General features: G+C 53.4%; 15 protein-coding genes. 2 read left to right on the forward strand and 13 right to left on the reverse strand.

What is annotated here, in order from left to right; all coding sequences use genetic code 11:
- Window positions 1-155 precede the first annotated feature (155 nt).
- Both CKW31_RS12090 and CKW31_RS12095 read left to right on the forward strand, forming a co-directional pair.
- Window positions 156-1,457 (forward strand): DUF2142 domain-containing protein, encoded by a 1,302-nt coding sequence (locus tag CKW31_RS12090; RefSeq protein WP_095094822.1) that lies wholly within the window; start codon window positions 156-158, stop codon window positions 1,455-1,457.
- Window positions 1,457-2,035 (forward strand): hypothetical protein, encoded by a 579-nt coding sequence (locus CKW31_RS12095; protein WP_095094824.1) that lies wholly within the window; start codon window positions 1,457-1,459, stop codon window positions 2,033-2,035. The genes CKW31_RS12090 and CKW31_RS12095 overlap by 1 nt, the downstream gene beginning before the upstream one ends.
- An 860-nt stretch (window positions 2,036-2,895) precedes the next feature.
- Here CKW31_RS12095 and CKW31_RS12100 read toward each other — a convergent pair.
- The 13 genes from CKW31_RS12100 to gyrA form a co-directional block, all read right to left on the reverse strand.
- A complete protein-coding gene (locus tag CKW31_RS12100) occupies window positions 2,896-4,311 on the reverse strand; it encodes a hypothetical protein (protein WP_218192150.1) in 1,416 nt (471 codons plus the stop codon).
- A 386-nt stretch (window positions 4,312-4,697) separates the two neighbouring features.
- On the reverse strand, window positions 4,698-5,588 hold the full coding sequence (gene rfbA / locus CKW31_RS12105; RefSeq protein ID WP_095094826.1) for a glucose-1-phosphate thymidylyltransferase RfbA: 891 nt from the start codon (window positions 5,586-5,588) through the stop codon (window positions 4,698-4,700).
- A 200-nt stretch (window positions 5,589-5,788) separates the two neighbouring features.
- Window positions 5,789-6,865: a dTDP-glucose 4,6-dehydratase gene (gene rfbB / locus CKW31_RS12110; RefSeq protein WP_095094828.1), complete on the reverse strand. Its 1,077-nt coding sequence runs from the start codon at window positions 6,863-6,865 to the stop codon at window positions 5,789-5,791.
- 365 nt (window positions 6,866-7,230) lie between these two features.
- On the reverse strand, window positions 7,231-8,682 hold the full coding sequence (locus tag CKW31_RS12115) for an MBL fold metallo-hydrolase (protein WP_095094830.1): 1,452 nt from the start codon (window positions 8,680-8,682) through the stop codon (window positions 7,231-7,233).
- A gap of 413 nt (window positions 8,683-9,095) precedes the next feature.
- Entirely contained in the window at window positions 9,096-9,338 is a 243-nt protein-coding gene (locus tag CKW31_RS12120; RefSeq protein ID WP_095094832.1) for a lipopolysaccharide assembly protein LapA domain-containing protein, read from the reverse strand.
- 9 nt (window positions 9,339-9,347) lie between these two features.
- Entirely contained in the window at window positions 9,348-9,656 is a 309-nt protein-coding gene (ihfB, locus tag CKW31_RS12125; protein WP_087270849.1) for an integration host factor subunit beta, read from the reverse strand.
- 644 nt (window positions 9,657-10,300) lie between these two features.
- Entirely contained in the window at window positions 10,301-11,992 is a 1,692-nt protein-coding gene (gene rpsA, locus CKW31_RS12130) for a 30S ribosomal protein S1 (RefSeq protein WP_027902857.1), read from the reverse strand.
- A gap of 121 nt (window positions 11,993-12,113) precedes the next feature.
- Complete coding sequence (cmk, locus tag CKW31_RS12135; RefSeq protein WP_027902856.1) at window positions 12,114-12,803, reverse strand: (d)CMP kinase; 690 nt, start codon at window positions 12,801-12,803, stop codon at window positions 12,114-12,116.
- The gene (locus CKW31_RS12140) at window positions 12,800-15,007 is read right to left on the reverse strand and encodes a bifunctional prephenate dehydrogenase/3-phosphoshikimate 1-carboxyvinyltransferase (protein WP_095094834.1); all 2,208 of its coding nucleotides are present in this window, start codon (window positions 15,005-15,007) and stop codon (window positions 12,800-12,802) included. Before CKW31_RS12140 ends, cmk begins: the two co-directional genes overlap by 4 nt.
- Before the next feature lie 28 nt (window positions 15,008-15,035).
- The gene (gene hisC, locus CKW31_RS12145) at window positions 15,036-16,148 is read right to left on the reverse strand and encodes a histidinol-phosphate transaminase (RefSeq protein WP_095094836.1); all 1,113 of its coding nucleotides are present in this window, start codon (window positions 16,146-16,148) and stop codon (window positions 15,036-15,038) included.
- A 328-nt stretch (window positions 16,149-16,476) separates the two neighbouring features.
- Window positions 16,477-17,571: a prephenate dehydratase gene (gene pheA / locus CKW31_RS12150; protein ID WP_027902853.1), complete on the reverse strand. Its 1,095-nt coding sequence runs from the start codon at window positions 17,569-17,571 to the stop codon at window positions 16,477-16,479.
- Window positions 17,571-18,656, reverse strand: coding sequence for a 3-phosphoserine/phosphohydroxythreonine transaminase (serC, locus tag CKW31_RS12155; protein WP_095094838.1), 1,086 nt, complete (start codon window positions 18,654-18,656; stop codon window positions 17,571-17,573). The genes pheA and serC overlap by 1 nt, the downstream gene beginning before the upstream one ends.
- Window positions 18,657-18,880: 224 nt before the next feature.
- Window positions 18,881-21,673: a DNA gyrase subunit A gene (gene gyrA, locus CKW31_RS12160; protein WP_095094840.1), complete on the reverse strand. Its 2,793-nt coding sequence runs from the start codon at window positions 21,671-21,673 to the stop codon at window positions 18,881-18,883.
- Window positions 21,674-21,697: the final 24 nt, after the last annotated feature.

Here is a 21,697-nt window from a genome sequence, read left to right on the forward strand (position 1 = left end):
TTGGGGCCTTGCTACTATGTTCTTACGTTCACGAATTCATGAATTCTTGCAACGTATCAGTTCATGCGAAAGAGAGACGCCCCCCCTTGCAGAGATGATAGAGGCTAAAGAATCAGCGGGGCGAGAGCCAGAAACTTAACGAGATGGTACACTAAATGATTGCAACCCCACATAGAACAGACAATGCCATCCTGACGAGTGTGGCAGCTACACAACAGGATGCGCGTTACAAGATAATGCTGGGGGTGAGCTACATATTACTGGTGATTATCTGGTCTTTCACTATTCCATTCAGTGGGGCACCTGATGAGTCCACCCACTTTTATCTTCTGGACTACATTTTCACGCTGCATGAATTCCCAACCACTATAAACACACCACAAGCCTTTTCAGGCGAATTGACACATCACACATGGCGAGCCGGTTCGTTCTGGTATCACGGCTTACCTTTCCCACATGTTGTCGGCGGTTTGATCACAACGACAATTGCTTCATATCTGTTACCTGAGAATCTACTGTATCTTGGTGCGAGAATATTTAACTGGACTTTGGCTGGACTGTTCATCACCGCACTTTACAGAATAGCGCGCGCCCACGAACTCCTGCCGCGGACGTCCGCTCTAATTGCTGTTGCAGTATCGTTAATACCACAAGTTAGCTTTATTTTTTCTTACTTTAATAGTGACGCATATGGCATCACCGTAATAGCTATGAGTTTGGCGGCACTTTTAGATCTAAATAGCAGGCCAACACTCAATAATGCGATACAGCTAGGAGCTTGCGTTGGCCTACTTTTACTTGCCAAGCTATATTTTTTACCGAGCATTGTCTTTATCGTCGCCATTATAATTTCCAGGCTATATTTTAAGGGGATCAATTTAAAATTAATGGCCGCTTTGCTGGCATCAGCCCTAATAGTAGCGGCGCCGATGCTCATATTTACCTATAGCACTTTTGGTGAAATCACTGGAGTATCAGGTCAAGTTGCATTTGTCGAAATGCATCGAAACGATCCGGGCTCAACTGCCGGCACATGCTATCTGATATGCGGTGATAAACTGATCAACTTTCAAACGCTCGCCCCTTGGCTTCGTATGTCCGCGATGAGCTATTTCTCCGTCACGGGATGGATGAATATCTATATTCAGTCATGGCAATATATGATCGCCGAGGTGGTTGGCTGCACGGCAATCGCAACAGCGCTTCTCTCTACTATCTTCAGCTATAAAAAACTTGAAAAGAAAGATTTTTATCTGGAGCATGCATTACCTTTAATAATGATACTAGGCATGATACCTTCGATAGTGATCTTAAGCATTATAGGTTCTCAGCTCGCAATGCCTCAGCCGCAGGGCAGATATCTATTCGTGACTATTCCCTTTATGGCTTACATGCTAGCTCTGACGTGTAGGGCATTTACTATGAAGTCAAAACTATCCGTCTCGGAGCATGCATAATGAATGCTCCAAAAATTGTGAATATTTTTCTAGTGGTTATAACGACATGGTTGCTAACAGCAAACATCATGGCAGTTAGCAAAAACCTTAAAGAAAATAACAATTTTATCGTTACCCCCTTGGTTACCGCTATTGATAACATTACTGAGGGAGCTTTAACTCAAGCTTATACTGCTACTACAGGACTAAGTGTAGCAGTAATCAAAAAAAGCCTACAGATGACCAACGATGGCGGCGCTCTACGTCTCTCGGGAGCTTTAACTCAGGCTCATGGCTATATTGATTCTTTTTCTGCGCAGGGTTCAACCACTATTGTCTCAGGCTGGGGATATGTAGACGAAAAATCTGAACAATCTCAGCAGTATCTGCTAATCGTTAAGTCCGGTGAAGTTATATCGGTAACACGTATTGACGGCCTGCGGTCTGATGTAAAGAAGATACTTGGCTTGCCACGCTCTGAACGCTCCGGGTTTAGCTTAATTCTAGATAACCCTGACAACTTATCCAAATGCGATTATAAGTATTATATACTCTCTGAGAGCATGCAAATTTACCCCTTTGAAGCGGCCTGCAGCTGATTTTGCCCAAGGATCAGCGAGCCACTGGCTATACTTGGCAAGTGTATTATCGGCGGCATCTCAAACTATCCGTAACGGCTTTCGGTTTGAGATGCCGATCTTTTCAGCCGCAGGATATGATCCTTAAGCCAAAGTTGCAAAAACTTTTACCATACAGCAAATAAACGCGGTCGGACAATCACGTTTGAATCGATCAAATGAGATCATCATCCTTAACTTCAAGCGAACATTGCCTTTATTAATATTTGAGTAACCTTCCCTGAATTTCGAGCTTATATCGCTCTCAACACTATTTCCCCCCGAATGTCATAGTGGCCGTCACGCCACTTGGATAGCCAACAACAGCAGCGCAACTACAATACTTTATCTGAATCGCACATATCTAAGATTATGCCTCATATTCACACGATAAAGTTAATACTTGATGCCTTATTAGCCAATCCGTAACTTTGCATCAAGTCACATAAGTCTTCCAATCCCATAATCGCCGCATGCACCGCGACTTCACTTACACTAACGTTATCTTGGTTTATGCTCGACTGCGAGACATTGATTGAAAACACCCACACGCCAATGTGTAGAGCAATCGGTTGGAAGTGGCTACTCACTTACACCTTTTTGTCTGGCATTAGCTGATAAAAATGGCTGGTGGTTGGCGGGCACGTTGCTCTATTAGTAGAACATCCACTTTTAGTATTCGCTAAGCAAAATTTAGTTCTCAGATTTAAGCAAGTCAACTTCCATGAATCGTTTGAATGCTAAACGCTTTGGTCTACTGATTATCGGTGTCCCTGCCTTCTATACGAGCCGTCCGAGCCGTTTCCGGCCCTAACATTCAGTCTCGCAACTTTAAATCATTTTCACTCGGGCGAGTTGATGGGTACTATCAAATAGGATTCTGGTCGCTGGTAGATAGGACTTTTGATCGAGTGCTGGACAAATGCATATACAGGAATAACAAACAGCACTACGACTAGCATTTGCAAAAGAAATTTTGACCTAACAATATTTTCTAACGAGATGGCACAATAAGCTAAACAATATACAGGAAAGAAAAATCTGGTTTCAATAGCCCCTGGAATTATCGCCACACTGGGAAGCAGAAGGACTATTCCAAATAAAAACTTTCTCACAAAGTTATTATAACCTTTGAATATAAAAGAAATCGCTAGCTGAGAAAGACCAAAAATAACAATAAATAAATACATTAATGATCGCGTAGACTTTTCAGCAGAAGGTCGTTGTGTATAGACTTCCCCATCTCGGGCATCGAGACCTGATGCTATGTGACGGACATAAATCCCAGAAAATACCAATGGATGCTCAATCATCATTTCAAGAAATCGGGAAATCGACAAAGAATCAAAACCGCCATGATTCCGAAGTATCTCTGCCCCAGCCTTATTTGCGTAGAACACAGGAGTACCCCGCACAGCTCCTGGCTCGATGTAGGTCTCGTACCTATCCACTATCATGCCCCAAGCCAACTGATGGACGAAGAGAGAGCCACCACCGAGGTCGGTTTCAACAAATGGGGAAAACGTCTTACTGTATTTGTAGTTTATTGCCATCTGAGGAGCAGACCCCAGCGACACACCTGCAAAAAATATGAACACAGCAATAAGTTTATACAGGGGGCCTCTTATAAAAAACACCAAAACCAACAGCGCTAAAGCGATGACTGAGAAGATATATATAGTTCGAGTGTTGTAAGAAAAATACGAAAGCAGCCCGGCTATCAGAATATATGAGAACGACCTCATGATCGATTGGGAAGCTAATGCCTTTACAACCATTACGGCCGATGCCACCAACATCCCGAATGCGGGAGCATCACTTAGTGGATAGGAGACAAGCCCGGGAAATATCAAAGCCACCAAAATTGGTGGGATTATTCGCCGTAGCGTAGATAAAGTGCCTCCAAAGACCGAATGATACAAATTCGGTAAAGCTATGGAAAATAAATATCCATACGCGACCGATTGTCCAATCTTTAGCGAAAATAGCCCGACTGATTCGGAAAAATCGAATAGGAAGCGGAACGGCACAAGCACCAAGGGGTAAAAATATCCCCTGATAGTCTGTGGATAGTCAAACTGCAGCAAATCGGCACTCAGAGACCAGTAAAGTCTTGCGTCACCTCTAAAATCGCGAGCATCTAATATCAGTTGAGCACAAAAGAAGATAATAAAAGCAGAGATGAAAGATACTAGCGTAGATTTTTCACCCAATAGTTTTATAACTCTAAATGGATGTGGTGTACCTACAGCTAGCATTGCGGACTACCCATTTTTGCGGTCTCATTATCAACCAAAGGACAAGAAGTGGCTCACATTGACCACTCTGACTGACGGAACCGCTGGAAACTGGCCAGCCATAATGTCAAAACACATGAAATAAAATATTAGCATCGTATACTATCGGGCTTTTCAGAGCATCTCATTAATAAACGCGAGAGTAAAAGTGAGAGACTGCACGGTTGTTTTTCCAGCAGCGTGATTTAGTCGCTTTGCTATAGAAGCCGGGCTAGAAAATGAGGTCCCAACAAAAACTCCAAGGACTGCGATCCATACCAATGGTACTGGACCGCACGATCAATGAATATGAGTACCATTATGTGCAATCAACCACAGAACAACAGCGAGACTATACTCACAGCGCCTTAACGACGATCTTCCTCTAATACCTTCAGAAGATACTGCCCATAACCCGTCTTCTTCAGCTTCTCACCTTGAGCGCGGAGCTGATCAGCGCTGATCCAGCCTGCGTGGAAAGCGATCTCTTCAAGGCATGCTACTTTCAGCCCTTGACGGTGCTCGATGGTATGCACGAAATGACTGGCCTCCAGCAAGGACTCATGGGTACCGGTATCCAGCCAAGCGAAACCACGGCCCAGCATCTGTACCGTCAGGGTTTTCTGTTCAAGGTAAGCACGGTTGACGTCAGTAATTTCAAGCTCCCCACGCTCGGAAGGCTTGATGTTCTTAGCAATATCCACAACGGTGTTGTCGTAGAAATACAAACCGGTCACGGCGTAGCTGGACTTGGGATTGGCAGGCTTTTCTTCGATACTCAGTGCGCGTCCGGTCGAATCAAATTCAACGACACCAAAACGCTCAGGGTCCGCTACGTGGTAGCCGAACACAGTGGCGCCTGTGGTTTGCTCGCTGGCGGCGCGCAGGTTGTCTGAGAAGTGCTGACCATAAAAAATGTTGTCGCCCAGAATCAGGCAGCAAGGATCGTTGCCGATGAATTCTTCACCGATGATAAATGCCTGGGCCAGGCCATCTGGCGTGGGCTGCTCCGCGTACGTGAGCTTAATGCCGTAAAGGCTGCCATCACCCAGCAACTTGCGAAAGCTCGGCAGATCCTCTGGTGTGGATATGATCAGGATTTCGCGCATGCCGGCCAGCATCAGCACTGACAACGGATAAAAAATCATCGGTTTATCGTAGATAGGCAGCATCTGCTTGGATACGCCTAAAGTCAGTGGATGCAGGCGCGTGCCTGAACCGCCAGCGAGGATGATGCCTTTACGGTTGATCGTGGTCATTATCGTAGATTCCCTAAAAATTCGGATCACCCCACGCTGCTACTCTGGCAACGCTTCCATGACAACTGACCGTGATTCAGAAGTGGATAATTAACTTCTAAAATCAGAGGGCAGAAGGGAGTGCGGTGCTGCTGCCCATCAGGGCGCGGCGTGGAGTATAGGAGCAGTCAAGAAGCCAAACGTTCCGGCGTTGGATAGCATTAAGCCTTTGCGGAACGTTCCGCGTAGTTCTGATCGATCCATAGCTGGTAGCTGCCGCTCTTCACGTGCGCTACCCACTCAGCGTTGCCCAGATACCATTCGACCGTTTTACGGATGCCGGACTCGAATGTCTCCTCGGGAGTCCATCCCAGTTCACGCTGGATCTTGCTGGCGTCAATCGCATAGCGTTGGTCGTGACCAGGACGATCCTGCACGTAGGTAATGAGGCTCGCATGAGGGCGGTAGGCCGAATCAGGGCACAGCTCATCCAAGAGCGCACAGAGGGTATGTACGACCTCCAGGTTCTGCTTCTCGTTGTGCCCGCCTATGTTGTAAGTCTCGCCAACAACGCCTTGCGTCACAACCTTGTACAGCGCCCGCGCATGATCTTCGACGTAGAGCCAGTCACGCACCTGATTGCCTTTACCGTACACAGGCAGCGGCTTCCCTTCGAGTGCATTGAGAATGACCAATGGGATCAGTTTCTCCGGGAAATGACATGGCCCGTAGTTGTTCGAACAGTTGGTTATCAATGTCGGCAAACCGTAGGTTCTGCTCCATGCCCGAACCAGGTGATCGGAGCTAGCCTTACTAGCTGAATACGGCGAGCTCGGCTGATAAGGCGTGGTTTCAGTGAAGAGCTCTTCAGGCCCTTCAAGATCACCGTAAACTTCATCAGTAGAGATGTGATGGAAGCGGAAGTCCGCTTTGCGCCCCTCGTCCATGTTCAACCAGTAGTGGCGTGCAGCTTCCAGCAGCGTGTATGTACCGATGATGTTGGTCTGCACGAATTCGGAAGGGCCCGAAATCGAACGATCAACATGAGATTCCGCTGCGAGGTGCATGATTGCATCAGGCTGGTGCTCATTGAGCACACGATCCACCTCTATTCGATCACAGATATCTACGCGCTCGAAGGTGTAGCGTGGGTCATTAGCAACTTCAGCCAACGACTCAAGATTGCCAGCGTAAGTGAGCTTATCAACGTTAATAACGGAATCAGCGGTGTTGGAAATGATATGGCGAATAACGGCTGAGCCTATAAAACCAGCGCCGCCGGTGACTAGAATTTTCACGCGAATCCGTATCCTGAGTGTTCGACAGCCTCGCCCCGTGCGTGCTATCCGATCCATGAAATAACGCTGCGTGATTACACGAACGTTGGCCAGTTCAAAACAGTATCTGTGCCAAATGCCTGAAATGCCCGAGCCGCGTATATAAAGCCCGGACAAATCTCTGACGTCGATATGAGGTTTCGCAGCCAACGGCCGCGAGTACGCACGTCGCAGACTCAACGTAAGCGCTCAAAATACGATCAGATCGCTAATTAGGGCGGCAGAATACCTTTCGACTGGCCAGTCAGCAACCTTGAGCAAGGTTCGTAAAGTCAAACATGCATACCTGCATTACGCAGATGGACCGGGTCCACGCCCTACTACCACTAGCGCGGAACATGCACTTTGATAGTTTTCTTCATGAGCGAATACTTCCTTTCCAGCACATCACCCAACGTCTTTTTCGCGTTTGCGTCTCCGTGAACGAGGGTTATTTGCTCAGGCCACTCTTTCATTCCAGTCACAAAGCTGACGAGCTCAGTCTGATCAGCATGAGCCGAGTAACCACCGACCGTGGTGATGCCGGCCTTTATCTTGAATCGCTCCTTGTCCAGTTCTACATAACCCTCTACCGGTCCGTATTTCTGTATCGCGGCGCCGGGCGTCCCTTTGGCCTGATAACCGACGAATACGACATTGTGACGAGGGTCGCCCAGCATGGCCTTCAGGTAGTTGACGATCCGCCCACCTGAGCACATTCCACTGCCCGCGATGACGATTGCCGGTCTGCCTGTGCTGGACAGGTAGTTCACCACCATCTGGTGCTTGTCATGACTATCGACTGTGATGAGTTGCTTGAACCCCAAAGGGTTGCGGCCTTCACTCAAGCGCTCTTGAGCTGCGGTATTCCAGTAGCCATTGAAGTCCTGGTAGACCTTGGTAAACCGGCTGGCCAGCGGGGAATCGAGGATGACGGGCAACTGCGGCCAATCAATGGGCAGGCCATCAGCATCAACGGCGTCAAACACGGGATCGCGGTCTTCGATCAGTGCTTTGCGGCGCAGGATATCTTCTATCTCAAACAGCAGCTCCTGGGTGCGACCGATGCTGAACGCTGGAATAAGGATCGTGCCGTGATCAGCTAACGCCTTGTCGATGATCTTTTCCAGGCGCGTCTGACGGCTACCGCGGTCCTCGTGCAGACGATCACCATAGGTGCTTTCAAGAACCAGCAGGTCTGCCTGCTCGGGTGGCTCAGGACTGATTAACAGAGGATTGAGGCGAGAGCCCAGATCGCCGGAGAATACGATGCGCCTCTGTCGCGACTCGGTAGGGTACTGAACATCGCACTCGACATAAGCAGAGCCGAGTATGTGACCCGCGCGCTGCAGCCTGACCTTCACAACCAGTTCCGGGGTATCGGTCAGTACATGCCAGGTATTGAAGGGCAACGCGATGGTCCGCTTCTGGACAATAGCCAGATACCGCTCAATCTGTTTGCTGTCATGAGCAAACTGATACTTCCAGGCATCCTCAAGGGTGAGCGGCAACATTTTTGCCGAGGGCTCGCTGCAGATTATCGGACCGGTGTAACCCGCGGCCAGCAGATCAGGGATACGCCCAACGTGATCCACATGGACATGAGTCAGCAACAAGGCTTTTATCGTGTCTATGGGGAAATCAATCTTCGCATCCCGCCCCGGCCCGGCGACCTCCGAAGATTCCAGACGCAAACCACAGTCAACCAGCATGCTGTGATGCTCGTCAAAGTTCACCTGATGACACGAACCCGTCACACTCTGGACGCCGCCATGATGGACAACTTTTGGATAACTCATGAATACCCTCTGACTCAAACGCAGCTAATGCTCGAACTCGAAATACATGCGTTCCGGCGTGTAATGTCGAATCCCAACCGATTAAACGGCCGCATTCTGCCGCGCTGAGAGTCCTTTGCAAGGGCGCAAATGGGTAACGGTTTGGCGTGAAAATCTCCCCAGCAGCCTGCAGCGCGAGGCCATTACCTCGCAAATGCGGGCTTTAGAGCTTGGGCGACTGTAAGCAGTGGATTTTTCCGACGGCACTAGGTAACAACTCCCACAAAACTTGATGGGGAGGACTACGAGCAGTGTCAGCAGGAATAAACGGAATGAACAAAGCTTCCAGCTGAGTACGACGTTCGTAGATTCAGCGCTGAAGAGCTTTGTTGATGATGATCAAGAGTAGCTACAGGGTTGCAGATAGCCTTGGATCAGATTGAGCGACGGTCCAGTTTCCGCTTTTTACGCAGTACGACGACCCACCCCAGGAGGGGACCGATCAGCATGCCCGCAAGCAGCGCAATAATGACGGGTACCGCGAGAAACAGCTCAGGCGAAGACCAACCCAAAAAGACCAGTGAGACTTTCTGCTGGTTCTCCAGAATAAAAACGATCGTCGACACGATAAGCGCCAGCGCGACCAGGGCCGCAATTACTCGTGTGAACATCCGCATCTGTTACTCCTATCGGGAGGCCAGGAGGCCCTCTTCTTCGTCTTCGTTTACGCGATCACGCAGCTCTTTACCCGGCTTGAAATGCGGCACGAACTTGCCGTCAAGGCTGACCGACTGACCGGTCTTGGGGTTACGCCCAACTCGTGGAGCACGGTAATGCAGGGAGAAGCTGCCAAAGCCCCGTATCTCAATGCGATCACCTGTCGCCAGGCACTGGGACATTTGCTCAAGCATGGTCTTGATAGCCAACTCTACATCTTTGGATGAGAGCAGCCCTTGATGGGTGACAATTCGTTCGATCAACTCCGACTTCGTCATATTTTTCCCTTCTTTTTCAAGCAGCTAGATAAGCGCTCCGAAGGTTTTAGCATGACCAGATGAATTTGAACAGCCCGAGTATTGACTTATGTGAGTTGGTCACAACTGAGGGGTATTAGCCGCCGAGCGCCAGGCCGCGGAATACAAGTGATGCGGCCAGTACAAGGGTCTTGAGGATATTTGCCTTGAAGCATTATTGATCGAACCAGTACTCCCTGAAACGAAGCGCAGTCATTGCGGGCAAGCCTTACACGCATAGACTGCTCTATTCCGCAGGACCGGGCTTAGCCGAGAGCAGTCCATTACATTCAACATGAATGGGTCGTCAGAAATAACGCCTTCCCGGCTAAAGCCGGTCCCACGTCGTTGGTCAGCTTGCGGGGAAACATCGAATTCCCCGCAGGCCTGCGCAATCCCGGATATTGGTGTGAAGTCGTGGGACTGGCTTTAGCCGGGAAGAGGCCGTTGCGGTCGATAAGAACGGGTCGTCAAAAATAACGCTTTCCCTGCTAAAGCCGGTCCCACGTCGTTGGTCAGCTTGTGGGAAACATCGACAGCATCGGTGCTGGAGCCTGTACCCCCTCAAATCGCGCCCACAAAAAAGGGCGACCGAAGTCGCCCTTTTTCTAATGGTTAACCAGAACTTAGTTCTGCTTTTCCATTTGAGCACGCAACAGGTCACCAAGAGTGGTAGGACCAGTGTTTTCTGCGGTCTCAGGCTTGCTACGCAGGCTTTGGATCGCTTCTTTCTCGTCTTCAACGTCTTTCGACTTGATGGACAAGCTGATCACGCGGCTCTTGCGGTCAACGCTGATGATCTTGGCTTCGATCTCTTCGCCTTCTTTCAGAACGTTACGCGCGTCTTCAACGCGGTCACGGCTGATTTCGGAGGCTTTCAGGGAAGCTTCGATGTCGTCGGCCAAAGTGATGATGGCGCCCTTGGCGTCAACTTCTTTAACGATACCGCGAACGATTGCGCCTTTGTCATTGACAGTGACGTACTCGGAGAACGGATCGCTTTCCAGCTGCTTGATACCCAGCGAGATACGCTCACGCTCTGGATCAACAGACAGGATCACGGTGTCGAGCTCGTCGCCCTTCTTGAAGCGACGTACGGCTTCTTCGCCCACTTCGTTCCAGGAGATGTCGGACAGGTGAACCAGGCCGTCGATGCCGCCGTCCAGACCAATGAAGATACCGAAATCGGTGATCGACTTGATGGTGCCGGAGATTTTATCGCCCTTGTTGAACTGGCCAGAGAAATCTTCCCATGGGTTAGATTTGCACTGCTTGATGCCGAGGGAAATACGACGACGCTCTTCGTCGATGTCCAGAACCATAACTTCCACTTCGTCGCCGACTTGTACGACTTTCGAAGGGTGGATGTTCTTGTTGGTCCAGTCCATTTCGGAAACGTGTACCAGGCCTTCCACGCCTTCTTCCAGCTCTGCGAAGCAGCCGTAGTCGGTCAGGTTGGTAACACGCGCAGTTACGCGAGTGCTTTCCGGGTAACGAGCCTTGATAGCAACCCATGGGTCTTCGCCCAGTTGCTTCAGACCCAGGGAAACACGATTGCGCTCGCGATCGTACTTCAGCACTTTTACATCGATCTCATCGCCAACATTGACGATTTCCGATGGATGCTTGATGCGCTTCCAGGCCATGTCGGTGATGTGCAGCAGGCCATCGACGCCACCCAGATCGACGAATGCGCCGTAATCGGTGAGGTTCTTGACGATACCTTTGACTTGTTGACCTTCCTGCAGGGACTCGAGCAGAGCTTCGCGCTCGGCACTGTTCTCGGCTTCCAGCACGCTGCGACGCGAAACAACAACGTTGTTGCGCTTCTGGTCCAGCTTGATGACCTTGAACTCGAGCTCTTTGCCTTCCAGGTGAGTCGTGTCGCGCACTGGGCGGACGTCGACCAAAGAACCAGGCAGGAACGCACGGATGCCGTTAACGTCGACAGTGAAGCCGCCTTTAACCTTACCGTTGATAACGCCCTTGACCACTTCTTCAGCTGCGAAAGCCGCTTCCAGAACAATCCAGCACTCGGCACGCTTGGCTTTTTCGCGGGACAGCTTGGTTTCGCCAAAGCCGTCTTCTACCGCGTCCAGAGCAACGTGAACTTCGTCGCCGATCTTGATGGTCAGATCGCCAGCGTCGTTGTGGAACTGTTCCAGCGGGATCAGGCCTTCAGATTTCAGACCGGCGTGAACCGTCACCCAGCCTGCCTGGTAATCGATATCAACGATGATAGCGGTGATGATCGAACCGGCCTGAAGGTTGAGGGTCTTTAGGCTTTCTTCAAAAAGTTCTGCAAAGCTTTCGCTCATTTTAATTCCTGTTGATCAAGGGCGAAGGATACGCCCATCTGCCACGTTCCAGACAACGTGGGTTACGTTCAAGTAAAAGAAAGCCTGCGGGACTATTTCTGGTCTCCCACATGCTTCTTTGTCACCCGGCAATATCGCGAAGCGCGATTTCACTCAGAATGCGTTCCAGCACCTGCTCGATGGACAATTCGGTGGAATCCAGCTGAATAGCGTCATGCGCTGGCTTGAGCGGGGCTACCGCTCGCTGGGTGTCACGCTCGTCGCGTGCACTTATCTCATCTAGCAGACTCGACAGACTAACATCATCCCCCTTGGCCTTCAACTGCAAGTAACGTCGACGGGCACGTTCCTCGGCGCTGGCGGTCAGGAAAATCTTCAGCGGAGCGTCCGGAAACACGACGGTTCCCATGTCGCGACCGTCTGCCACAAGGCCTGGCTCCTCCTGAAAAGCACGTTGGCGTTGCAGCAATGCATCACGCACCGCAGGCAATGAAGCCACCTGCGAAGCGCCGCTGCCGACCTGCTCATTGCGAATGGAGTGAGTGACGTCCTCACCTTCCAGAATGATCCGCTGCTCCTGCCCTGCCGTTCCGCTTACGAACTGCACATCCAGATGCGCAGCCAGCAACTTCAAGGCCTCTTCGTTGGTCAGGTCCACGCCGTGGTTGCGGGCGGCGAACGCCAGCAAGCGATACAGCGCGCCGGAATCGAGCAGGCTCCAGCCGAGGCGTTTAGCCAGCAGCCCTGCAACTGTGCCCTTCCCGGAACCGCTAGGTCCATCAATGGTAATTACCGGTGCTTGAATTTTCACAACTGCCCCTCTTGCGCTACACGCATGCCGACTTGAGCGCTAAGCGCGAGAAAATTTGGGAACGACGTAGCGACGTTCGCACAATCATGGATCTGAATCGGCGCCTGTGCACGCAGCGCCGCAACACTGAAAGCCATGGCAATACGATGATCGCCCTGGGCATCAACCACACCACCACCTATCTGACCGCCGTCAATGATAATGCCGTCCGGCGTAGGCTCGACACTGACGCCCAGCTTTAACAGACCGTCGGCCATGGCTTGAATACGATCCGACTCCTTGACGCGTAACTCTTGAGCGCCCCGCAACACCGTACGCCCCTGCGCACAGGCGGCGGCCACGAAGATAACCGGGAACTCGTCGATGGCCAGCGGCACCAACGCTTCCGGGATCTCGATACCTTTGAGTGACGCCGAGCGTACCCGCACGTCAGCCACAGGCTCGCCACCCGCCTCGCGCTGATTATCCAGCGTGATGTCCGCCCCCATCAGGCGCAGGATGTCGATGACACCTGTGCGCGTGGGATTGATGCCGACATGTTCGAGCACCAGGTCAGAGCCTTCGGCAATAGACGCAGCCACCATAAAGAATGCAGCAGACGAAATGTCGGCAGGTACTTCAATGCGCGCAGCCTTCAATCCAGAATCAGACGTCACCGAAACCTTCGCCCCATCAACCGATACCGGATGACCGAAGCCACGCAGCATACGCTCGGTGTGGTCCCGGGTCGGAGCGGGCTCGATCACGGTCGTAGTGCCCTGCGCGTAAAGGCCGGCCAACAACAGCGACGATTTGACCTGTGCGCTGGCAACTGGCATTTCGTAGTTCATGCCGTTGAGCGTTCGCCCACCCTTGATCTTCAAAGGCGGACGTCCCTCGGCGGCAGTTTCAATCACTGCGCCCATTGCCCGCAACGGCTCAGCCACTCGGCCCATTGGGCGTCGGGAAAGCGAAGCATCGCCGGTCAATGTGCTGTCGAAACTCTGCGCAGCCAGCAATCCTGCCAGCAAGCGCATGGACGTACCGGAGTTGCCCAGATAAATCGGTCCAGGCGCAGATTTGAGCCCGTGCAGCCCGACACCGTGAATCGTCAGGCGACCATGATGCGGGCCTTCGATCACGACGCCCATGTCACGGAACGCTTGCAGCGTCGCCAGCGCGTCCTCACCCTCAAGGAAGCCTTCAACTTCCGTGATGCCCTCGGCCAACGAGCCGAGCATGATGGAGCGATGGGAGATGGATTTGTCGCCCGGCACGCGAACGCGACCCGTAACGCTACCGCCAGGACTGGCGAGAAATACCAGGTCCTCAGCTTCCACGGGCTCTACGTAGGCACGCTGGGCAAGGATCTTACCGAAGTGCTCACGGGCCATTCGCGCGCGAGTGAACACACCCAACAGCTGATGACCATCACCCGCGACCATCGCGTCACGCAGCGCATCCAGATCCGTTCGAAAGGTATCCAGTGTGCGCAGCACAGCTTCACGGTTGGCCAGAAAGATGTCGTGCCACATCACCGGATCGCTGCCCGCAATACGCGTGAAATCGCGAAAGCCACCGGCCGCGTATCTGAAGATGTCGAGATTTTCGTTACGCTTGGCCAACGAGTCCACCAGGCCAAATGCCAATAGATGAGGCAAATGGCTGGTTGCGGCCAGCACCTCATCGTGACGTTCGACCTCCATGTGTTCCACGTCAGCACCCAGTTCGGACCAGAGTCGATCGACCACCGCCAGAGCTTCAGGATCAGTCTCGGGCAATGGGGTAAGGATTACTTTGTGTCGTTTGAACAACTGCGCATTGGAGGCTTCGACGCCGCTCTGTTCGGAGCCCGCAATCGGATGGCCCGGCACAAATCGCGCAGGCATTCCGCCGAAAGCCAAGCGCGCAGCGTTGACTACGTTGCCTTTGGCACTGCCGACATCCGTCAGCACGGCATCGCCCAGGTCGAAGGTTGCCAGCAGTGCCAGCACTTTTTCCATCGCAAGAATCGGCACAGCGAGCTGAATCACATCAGCATCACGGCACGCCACAGCCAGATCAGCTTCACAGCGATCTACGACACCCAGCTCAACGGCCAGCTTGCGGGACTGGGGATCGAGATCAACGCCAACCACCTCGCCACACAAGCCGCTTTCACGAATGCCTTTGGCAAAAGACCCGCCAATCAGGCCAAGCCCGACTACCACCAAGCGCCGAATCATAGGTGGATTTGGTTTCACTGAGATGACATCAATCACGCGCCAGAACCCTGGCCAATGCCTCAAGGAAACGAGTGTTTTCTTCCAACAAACCGATACTCACACGCAAATGATTGGGCATACCGTAGCCAGCGACGGGGCGAACAATCACCCCCTCGCGCAGCAAACCTTGATAAACCGGACCGCTGTCACGCCCCAGGTCTACCGCAATGAAATTGCCTTTGGAGGGAATCCAGCTCAGACCTAGCAAGCGCAAGCCACCCTCAAGCTGCTCCATGCCGACTTCATTCAACTGGCGACTTTTAGTCAGGTATTCAGCGTCATCCAGCGCCGCGCATGCGGCGGCCAAGGCAAGACTGTTGACGTTGAACGGCTGACGAACGCGGTTCAGCACGTCTGCCACAGCCGGAGACGACAAGCCGTAACCCACGCGCAATGACGCGAGACCGTAGGCCTTGGAGAAGGTACGCGACACCAGCAGGTTCGGGTACTCAGCCAGATAATCGAGGCCATCGGGCAAATCGCCGCCCTGGGCGTATTCGATATAGGCTTCGTCCAGCACTACCAGCACATGTTCAGGGACAGCGGCAAGAAAGCGGCTCAATGCATCCGGCCCGAACCATGTCCCGGTCGGGTTGTTCGGGTTGGCGATGAACACCACGCGGGTGTCGGCATCAATTGCCGCCAGCATTGCAGGCAGATCATGCCCCCATTCCCTGGCTGGCGTGACGCGGGCTGTCGCGCCGATAGCCTGGGTAACAATCGGATAAACCGCGAAAGCGAATTCGCTGAATACCGCATTCAGGCCGGGTGCCAGGTACGCCCGGGCGACCAACTCAAGAATGTCGTTGGAGCCATTGCCCAGCGTCACTTGATCGATCTGCACACCACAACGTTCTGCAAGGCGCTTTTTCAGCTCGAAGCCATTGCCATCCGGATAGCGCGTCAGCTCGGCCAACTCTTCGCGAATCGCAGCCAGCGCTTTGGGGCTGGGACCCAACGGGTTTTCGTTGCTCGCCAGCTTGATGATCTTTGCGGGATCGATGCCCAACTCACGCGCCAACTCGTTCACAGGCTTACCCGGAACATAAGGCGAAAGTTTTTGCACACCCGGCTGAGCCAGTGCGAGGAAGTCGCCAGTCATGTGTCGCTAACCTCTTATCAACAAAATGCAATCTACTGAATTGGAACAATCATCTGTAGGAGCTCACGAGCACCGCGAGGCAGCGATGGCGACCTGTCTGATACACCGCTATCGCGGCCTCGCGGTGCTCGTGCGCTCCTACAGGTCCATTGTCCGCCGCGCGACAACGCAGTGTCAGAGATACAGGGCCGCTGCTGTTAACAAAATGCAATCCTCTGAGTTGACCCAAATCCTGTAGGAGCTCACCGAGGTTACGAGGCCAGCGATGACGTAACCGCTATCGCTGCCTCGCGCTGCTCGTGAGCTTATATAGGTATCAGCTCAATCCTCAGAGAACCGCTTTCGGGTAAGAACCCAGCACCTTGAGCGCCACCGCTTCCTGACTGATCCGCTCCAACACCGCTTTGACCAATGGGTCGCGATGGTGGCCAACGAAGTCGATAAAGAACACGTAGGTCCATTTACCGCTGCGCGACGGGCGAGTCTCGATGCGGGTCAGATCCAGGCCGTTCTCATGGAATGGCACCAGCAATTCATGCAGAGCGCCCGGCTTGTTGCTCATGGATACGATGATTGAAGTCTTGTCGTCGCCAGTTGGCGGCACTTCCTGACTGCCGATGATCAGGAACCGGGTGGAGTTGTCCGGACGGTCTTCGATTTTTTCCGCGATGCGCGTCAAACCGTACAAGTTTGCACTCATATCACCGGCAATCGCTGCGGAGTTCCACTCACCTTTCACCCGCTTGGCAGCTTCGGCGTTGCTCGCAACGGCGATCCGCTCGACATTCGGGTAATGCGCATCCAGCCACTTGCGGCACTGAGCCAGCGACTGAGCGTGGGAGTAGATGCGGCTGATGCTTTCAGTCTTGGTGTTTTCACCGATCAACAGATGATGGTGAATACGCAGCTCAACTTCGCCACAGATCACCATGTCATGCTCAAGGAAGCTGTCCAGCGTGTGATTGACCGCGCCTTCGGTGGAGTTTTCCACCGGCACGACGCCAAAGTTCACAGCACCGGCCGCCACTTCACGGAACACTTCATCAATCGCGGCCATCGGCAGACTGATAACTGCGTTACCAAAGTGCTTGATGGCAGCAGCCTGAGTGAAAGTCCCTTCAGGGCCGAGGTAAGCGACCTTCAGCGGCTGCTCCAGCGCCAGGCACGAAGACATGATTTCGCGAAACAGACGCGCCATCTCTTCGTTGCTCAATGGACCACGATTGCGCTCCATAACCCGCTTGAGCACCTGGGCTTCACGCTCGGGACGGTAGAAAACCGGCACTTCGCCTTCAGCCAGATTGGCCATTTTTACCCGTGCTACTTCCTGGGCGCAGCGTGCACGCTCGCTGATCAACTCCAGGACTTTTTCGTCCAGACTGTCGATGCGGACGCGCAGCGCCTTGAGTTCTTGCTCGGACATTAGCCGTGTTCCTTCTCGAACTCTGCCATGTACGCCACCAGCGCGTTGATCGCGTTGATGTCCACGGCATTATAGATAGAGGCACGCATGCCACCGACCGAACGGTGACCTTTGAGATTGAGCAACCCGCGCGCATCAGCGCCCGCCAGAAATGGCTTGTCCAGACGATCATCAGCAAGGCGGAACGGCACGTTCATCCACGAGCGGTCAGACTTGTTGATCGGGTTGCTGTACAGGCCGCTGGCATCGATGAAGTCGTAAAGCGTGCGCTTTTTGACTTCATTGAGCTTGCCGATGGCTTCAACACCGCCCTGCTCTTTCAGCCACTCGAAGACCAGACCGGACAGGTACCAAGCCAGGGTCGGCGGCGTGTTGTACATCGAGCTGTTATCGGCCGCGACCTTGTAGTTGAGCATGGTCGGGCACAGCGAACGGGCGCGACCCAGCAAGTCTTCGCGGATGATCACGACGACGATACCGCTTGGGCCGATGTTTTTCTGGGCGCCCGCGTAGATCATGCCAAAGCGCGAGACGTCCACCGGACGGGACAGGATGTCCGAAGACATGTCCGCCACCAGCGGTACATCACCGGTCTCAGGAATCCAGTCGAATTCCAGACCGCCAATGGTTTCATTCGGGGCGTAATGAACGTAGGCAGCGTCTTCGGACAGCGTCCACTCGTTCTGGCCCGGAATGGCGAAGTAATCGTAAGGCTTGGCGCTGGCAGCCACATTGACGTGACCATAACGCGAAGCTTCTTCAATGGCTTTCTGCGACCAGATACCGGTATCGATATAGTCGGCAGAGCCGTTTTCAGGCAGCAAATTCAGAGGAATCTGGGCGAACTGCTGGCTTGCGCCGCCTTGCAGAAACAACACTTTGTAGTTCGAGGGGATGGTCAGCAGGTCACGCAGATCCTGCTCGGCCTTGTTGGCGATGGACGTGAACTCATCACTGCGATGGCTCATTTCCATGACGGACAGGCCTTTGCCATGCCAGTCCAGAAGTTCCGCCTGGGCACGCAGCAGAACAGCTTCAGGAAGCGCAGCAGGACCTGCGCAGAAGTTAAAGGCTCGCTTGCTCATATCCACTCTCACTACGCTCTGATTTTCTCAGGCTTGGGTCATCTGGAGTCGAAGATGGCAAAGGCCGCGACACAGTTCAGAACCGTTCGCAGCCTTTGGCTACTTCTGTCAAACAACGCAGGGTTGTCTGAATTTAACTGATCTCGGTAGGAGCGAACTTGTTCGCGAGAGGGGCTTGAATGACACACCGCCTCGCCAACAAGTTGGCTCCTACAGGTTACGCGTTACTCCTGCGGTTCTTCGTCGTCAGAAGCAGCGTCGGCTTGCAGCTCATCGGCGGAGGTATCCTCGTCAGCGATGCTCAGCGCTTCGCCTTCAATGATTTCGCCGTCTTCACCGATCACCAGCTCTTCGCCTTCGACTTCCGAAGGCTCCTGTACACGCTCCAGGCCAACCAGTTTTTCGTCGCTGGCCAGTTTGATCAGCGTCACGCCCTGGGTGTTACGACCCAGGCTGGACACTTCACTGACGCGGGTACGAACCAGGGTGCCCTGATCGGAAATCAGCATGATTTCTTCACCGTCGAGTACCTGTACCGCGCCAACCAGTCGGCCGTTACGCTCGTTGCTGACCATGGCGATAACGCCCTGACCGCCACGCTTGTACTCCGGGAACTCGGAAATCGCCGTACGCTTGCCATAACCACGCTCGGAAGCGGTGAGGATCTGGCTGCCTTCTTCCGGGATCAGCATCGAAATCAGCTTCTGCCCTTCTGGCAGACGCATGCCGCGCACACCGCGGGCAGTACGGCCCATGGCACGAACGTCGGATTCCTTGAAGCGTGTTACCTTGCCGCCGTCGGAGAACAGCATGATTTCCTGCTCGCCGTCAGTGATGGCTGCGGAGATCAGGATGTCGCCTTCGTCCAGCTCAAGGGCGATGAGACCCACGCTACGCTGACGGCTGAAGGCCACCAGCGGGGTTTTCTTCACGGTACCGTTGGCGGTGGACATGAAGATGAACGGGGCCTTCTTCTTGTCTGCAGCCTTTATGCGCGCTTTGCGCTCTTCTTCGGTCTCGTTGCTGTTTTCTGCTTCGTCGAGTTCGCCTTCGATGCCAGCCTCTTCTTCCTCGTCAGCCCGCTTGCGCATGGCTTCCAGGTCGACCGGCAACATGGTGGTGATGTACTCGCCGTCGCTCAGCGGCAGCAGGTTGACCAGCGGACGGCCACGGGCAGCGCGGGACGCTTCCGGGATCTCGTAGGTCTTGAGCCAGTAAACCTTGCCCTTGCTGGAGAACATCAGCAATGTGGTATGGCTATTGGCGACCAGCAGGTGAGCAATGTAGTCCTCATCCTTGATGCCGGTGGCCGACTTACCTTTACCGCCGCGACGCTGAGCCTGATAGACCGCCAGAGGCTGAGTCTTGGCATAACCGCCGTGGGAAATCGTTACGACGCGTTCCTCTTCAGGAATCATGTCGCCCAGTGTCAGGTCCAGACGCGCATCGAGAATTTCAGTACGACGCACATCGCCGTATTCGACGCGGATCAGTTCCAGCTCTTCGCGGATCACTTCCATCAGACGCACGGCGCTGTTGAGGATGCGCAACAGTTCGCCGATCTGGCTGAGGATTTCCTGATACTCGGTGAGCAGTTTTTCGTGCTCAAGACCGGTCAGGCGGTGCAGACGCAATTCGAGAATGGCCTGAGCCTGCTCAGGTGACAGGAAATACTTGCCGTCACGCAGACCGTACTGCGGATCAAGGTTTTCCGGACGGCATGAATCCGCACCGGCGCGCTCGACCATTTCCACGACTGCGCTGGATTCCCAAGGCGTCGAAATCAATCCGACCTTGGCTTCCGCAGGTGTTGGCGAGGCTTTGATCAGGGCGATAACCGGATCGATGTTCGACAGCGCCACTGCCTGACCTTCGAGCAAATGACCACGCTCGCGGGCTTTACGCAGTTCGAAGACGGTACGACGGGTGACCACTTCGCGACGGTGACGAACGAAGGCTTCGAGCAGATCCTTGAGGTTCAGGATGCGCGGACGGCCATCGATCAGTGCAACGATGTTGATGCCGAAAACGCTTTGCAGCTGGGTCTGGGCATAGAGGTTGTTGAGGATAACCTCAGGCACTTCGCCGCGACGCAGTTCGATCACGACGCGCATACCGTCCTTGTCGGACTCGTCGCGCAGTTCGGTGATGCCTTCCAGCTTCTTCTCTTTAACCAGCTCGGCGATCTTTTCGATCAGACGAGCCTTGTTCAATTGATACGGCAGCTCGGTGATGACGATCTGCTGACGGCCACCGACCTTGTCGATGTCTTCAACCATCGAACGGGCACGCATATAAATGCGACCGCGACCGGTGCGGTAGGCTTCGACGATACCGGCACGACCGTTGATGATCGCGGCAGTCGGGAAGTCAGGGCCCGGGATGAACTGCATCAGCTCATCAATGGAGATTTCCGGGTTGTCGATCAGCGCCAGGCAACCGTCGATGACTTCACCGAGGTTGTGCGGCGGGATGTTGGTCGCCATGCCCACGGCGATACCGCTGGAACCGTTGACCAACAGATTGGGAATACGGGTCGGCATGACCGCCGGGATCATTTCGGTGCCGTCGTAGTTCGGCACCCAGTCCACGGTTTCTTTATGCAGGTCGGCCAACAGCTCGTGAGCCAGCTTGGTCATGCGCACTTCGGTGTATCGCATGGCCGCAGCGTTATCGCCGTCGACCGAACCGAAGTTGCCCTGACCGTCTACCAGCAGATAGCGCAGCGAGAAAGGCTGGGCCATGCGAACGATGGTGTCGTACACGGCAGTGTCGCCGTGCGGGTGATACTTACCGATAACGTCACCGACCACACGGGCGGATTTCTTGTACGGCTTGTTCCAGTCGTTACCCAGTTCACTCATCGCGAACAGTACACGCCGGTGCACGGGCTTCAAGCCATCACGTGCATCGGGCAGTGCCCGCCCGACGATTACGCTCATTGCGTAGTCGAGGTAGGACTGCTTCAGCTCGTCTTCGATATTGACCGGGAGGATTTCTTTGGCCAGTTCGCCCATGAGAAGCTCGATTCCTTTTTCTGG

The sequence above is a fragment of the Pseudomonas sp. Irchel 3A5 genome, assembly GCF_900187575.1.
GTDB classification, from domain to species: Bacteria; Pseudomonadota; Gammaproteobacteria; order Pseudomonadales; family Pseudomonadaceae; genus Aquipseudomonas; species Aquipseudomonas folii.

Excerpts from the sequence above, each read along its gene's own strand:
- gyrA (WP_095094840.1), bottom strand. The coding sequence starts at position 21,673 with ATGGGCGAACTGGCCAAAGAAATCCTCCCGGTCAATATCGAAGACGAG.
- serC (WP_095094838.1), bottom strand. The coding sequence starts at position 18,656 with ATGAGCAAGCGAGCCTTTAACTTCTGCGCAGGTCCTGCTGCGCTTCCT.
- CKW31_RS12120 (WP_095094832.1), bottom strand. The coding sequence starts at position 9,338 with ATGCGGATGTTCACACGAGTAATTGCGGCCCTGGTCGCGCTGGCGCTT.
- hisC (WP_095094836.1), bottom strand. The coding sequence starts at position 16,148 with ATGACTGGCGACTTCCTCGCACTGGCTCAGCCGGGTGTGCAAAAACTT.
- CKW31_RS12095 (WP_095094824.1), top strand. The coding sequence starts at position 1,457 with ATGAATGCTCCAAAAATTGTGAATATTTTTCTAGTGGTTATAACGACA.
- ihfB (WP_087270849.1), bottom strand. The coding sequence starts at position 9,656 with ATGACGAAGTCGGAGTTGATCGAACGAATTGTCACCCATCAAGGGCTG.
- rpsA (WP_027902857.1), bottom strand. The coding sequence starts at position 11,992 with ATGAGCGAAAGCTTTGCAGAACTTTTTGAAGAAAGCCTAAAGACCCTC.
- CKW31_RS12100 (WP_218192150.1), bottom strand. The coding sequence starts at position 4,311 with ATGCTAGCTGTAGGTACACCACATCCATTTAGAGTTATAAAACTATTG.
- CKW31_RS12090 (WP_095094822.1), top strand. The coding sequence starts at position 156 with ATGATTGCAACCCCACATAGAACAGACAATGCCATCCTGACGAGTGTG.
- CKW31_RS12115 (WP_095094830.1), bottom strand. The coding sequence starts at position 8,682 with ATGAGTTATCCAAAAGTTGTCCATCATGGCGGCGTCCAGAGTGTGACG.
- CKW31_RS12140 (WP_095094834.1), bottom strand. The coding sequence starts at position 15,007 with ATGATTCGGCGCTTGGTGGTAGTCGGGCTTGGCCTGATTGGCGGGTCT.
- rfbA (WP_095094826.1), bottom strand. The coding sequence starts at position 5,588 with ATGACCACGATCAACCGTAAAGGCATCATCCTCGCTGGCGGTTCAGGC.
- pheA (WP_027902853.1), bottom strand. The coding sequence starts at position 17,571 with ATGTCCGAGCAAGAACTCAAGGCGCTGCGCGTCCGCATCGACAGTCTG.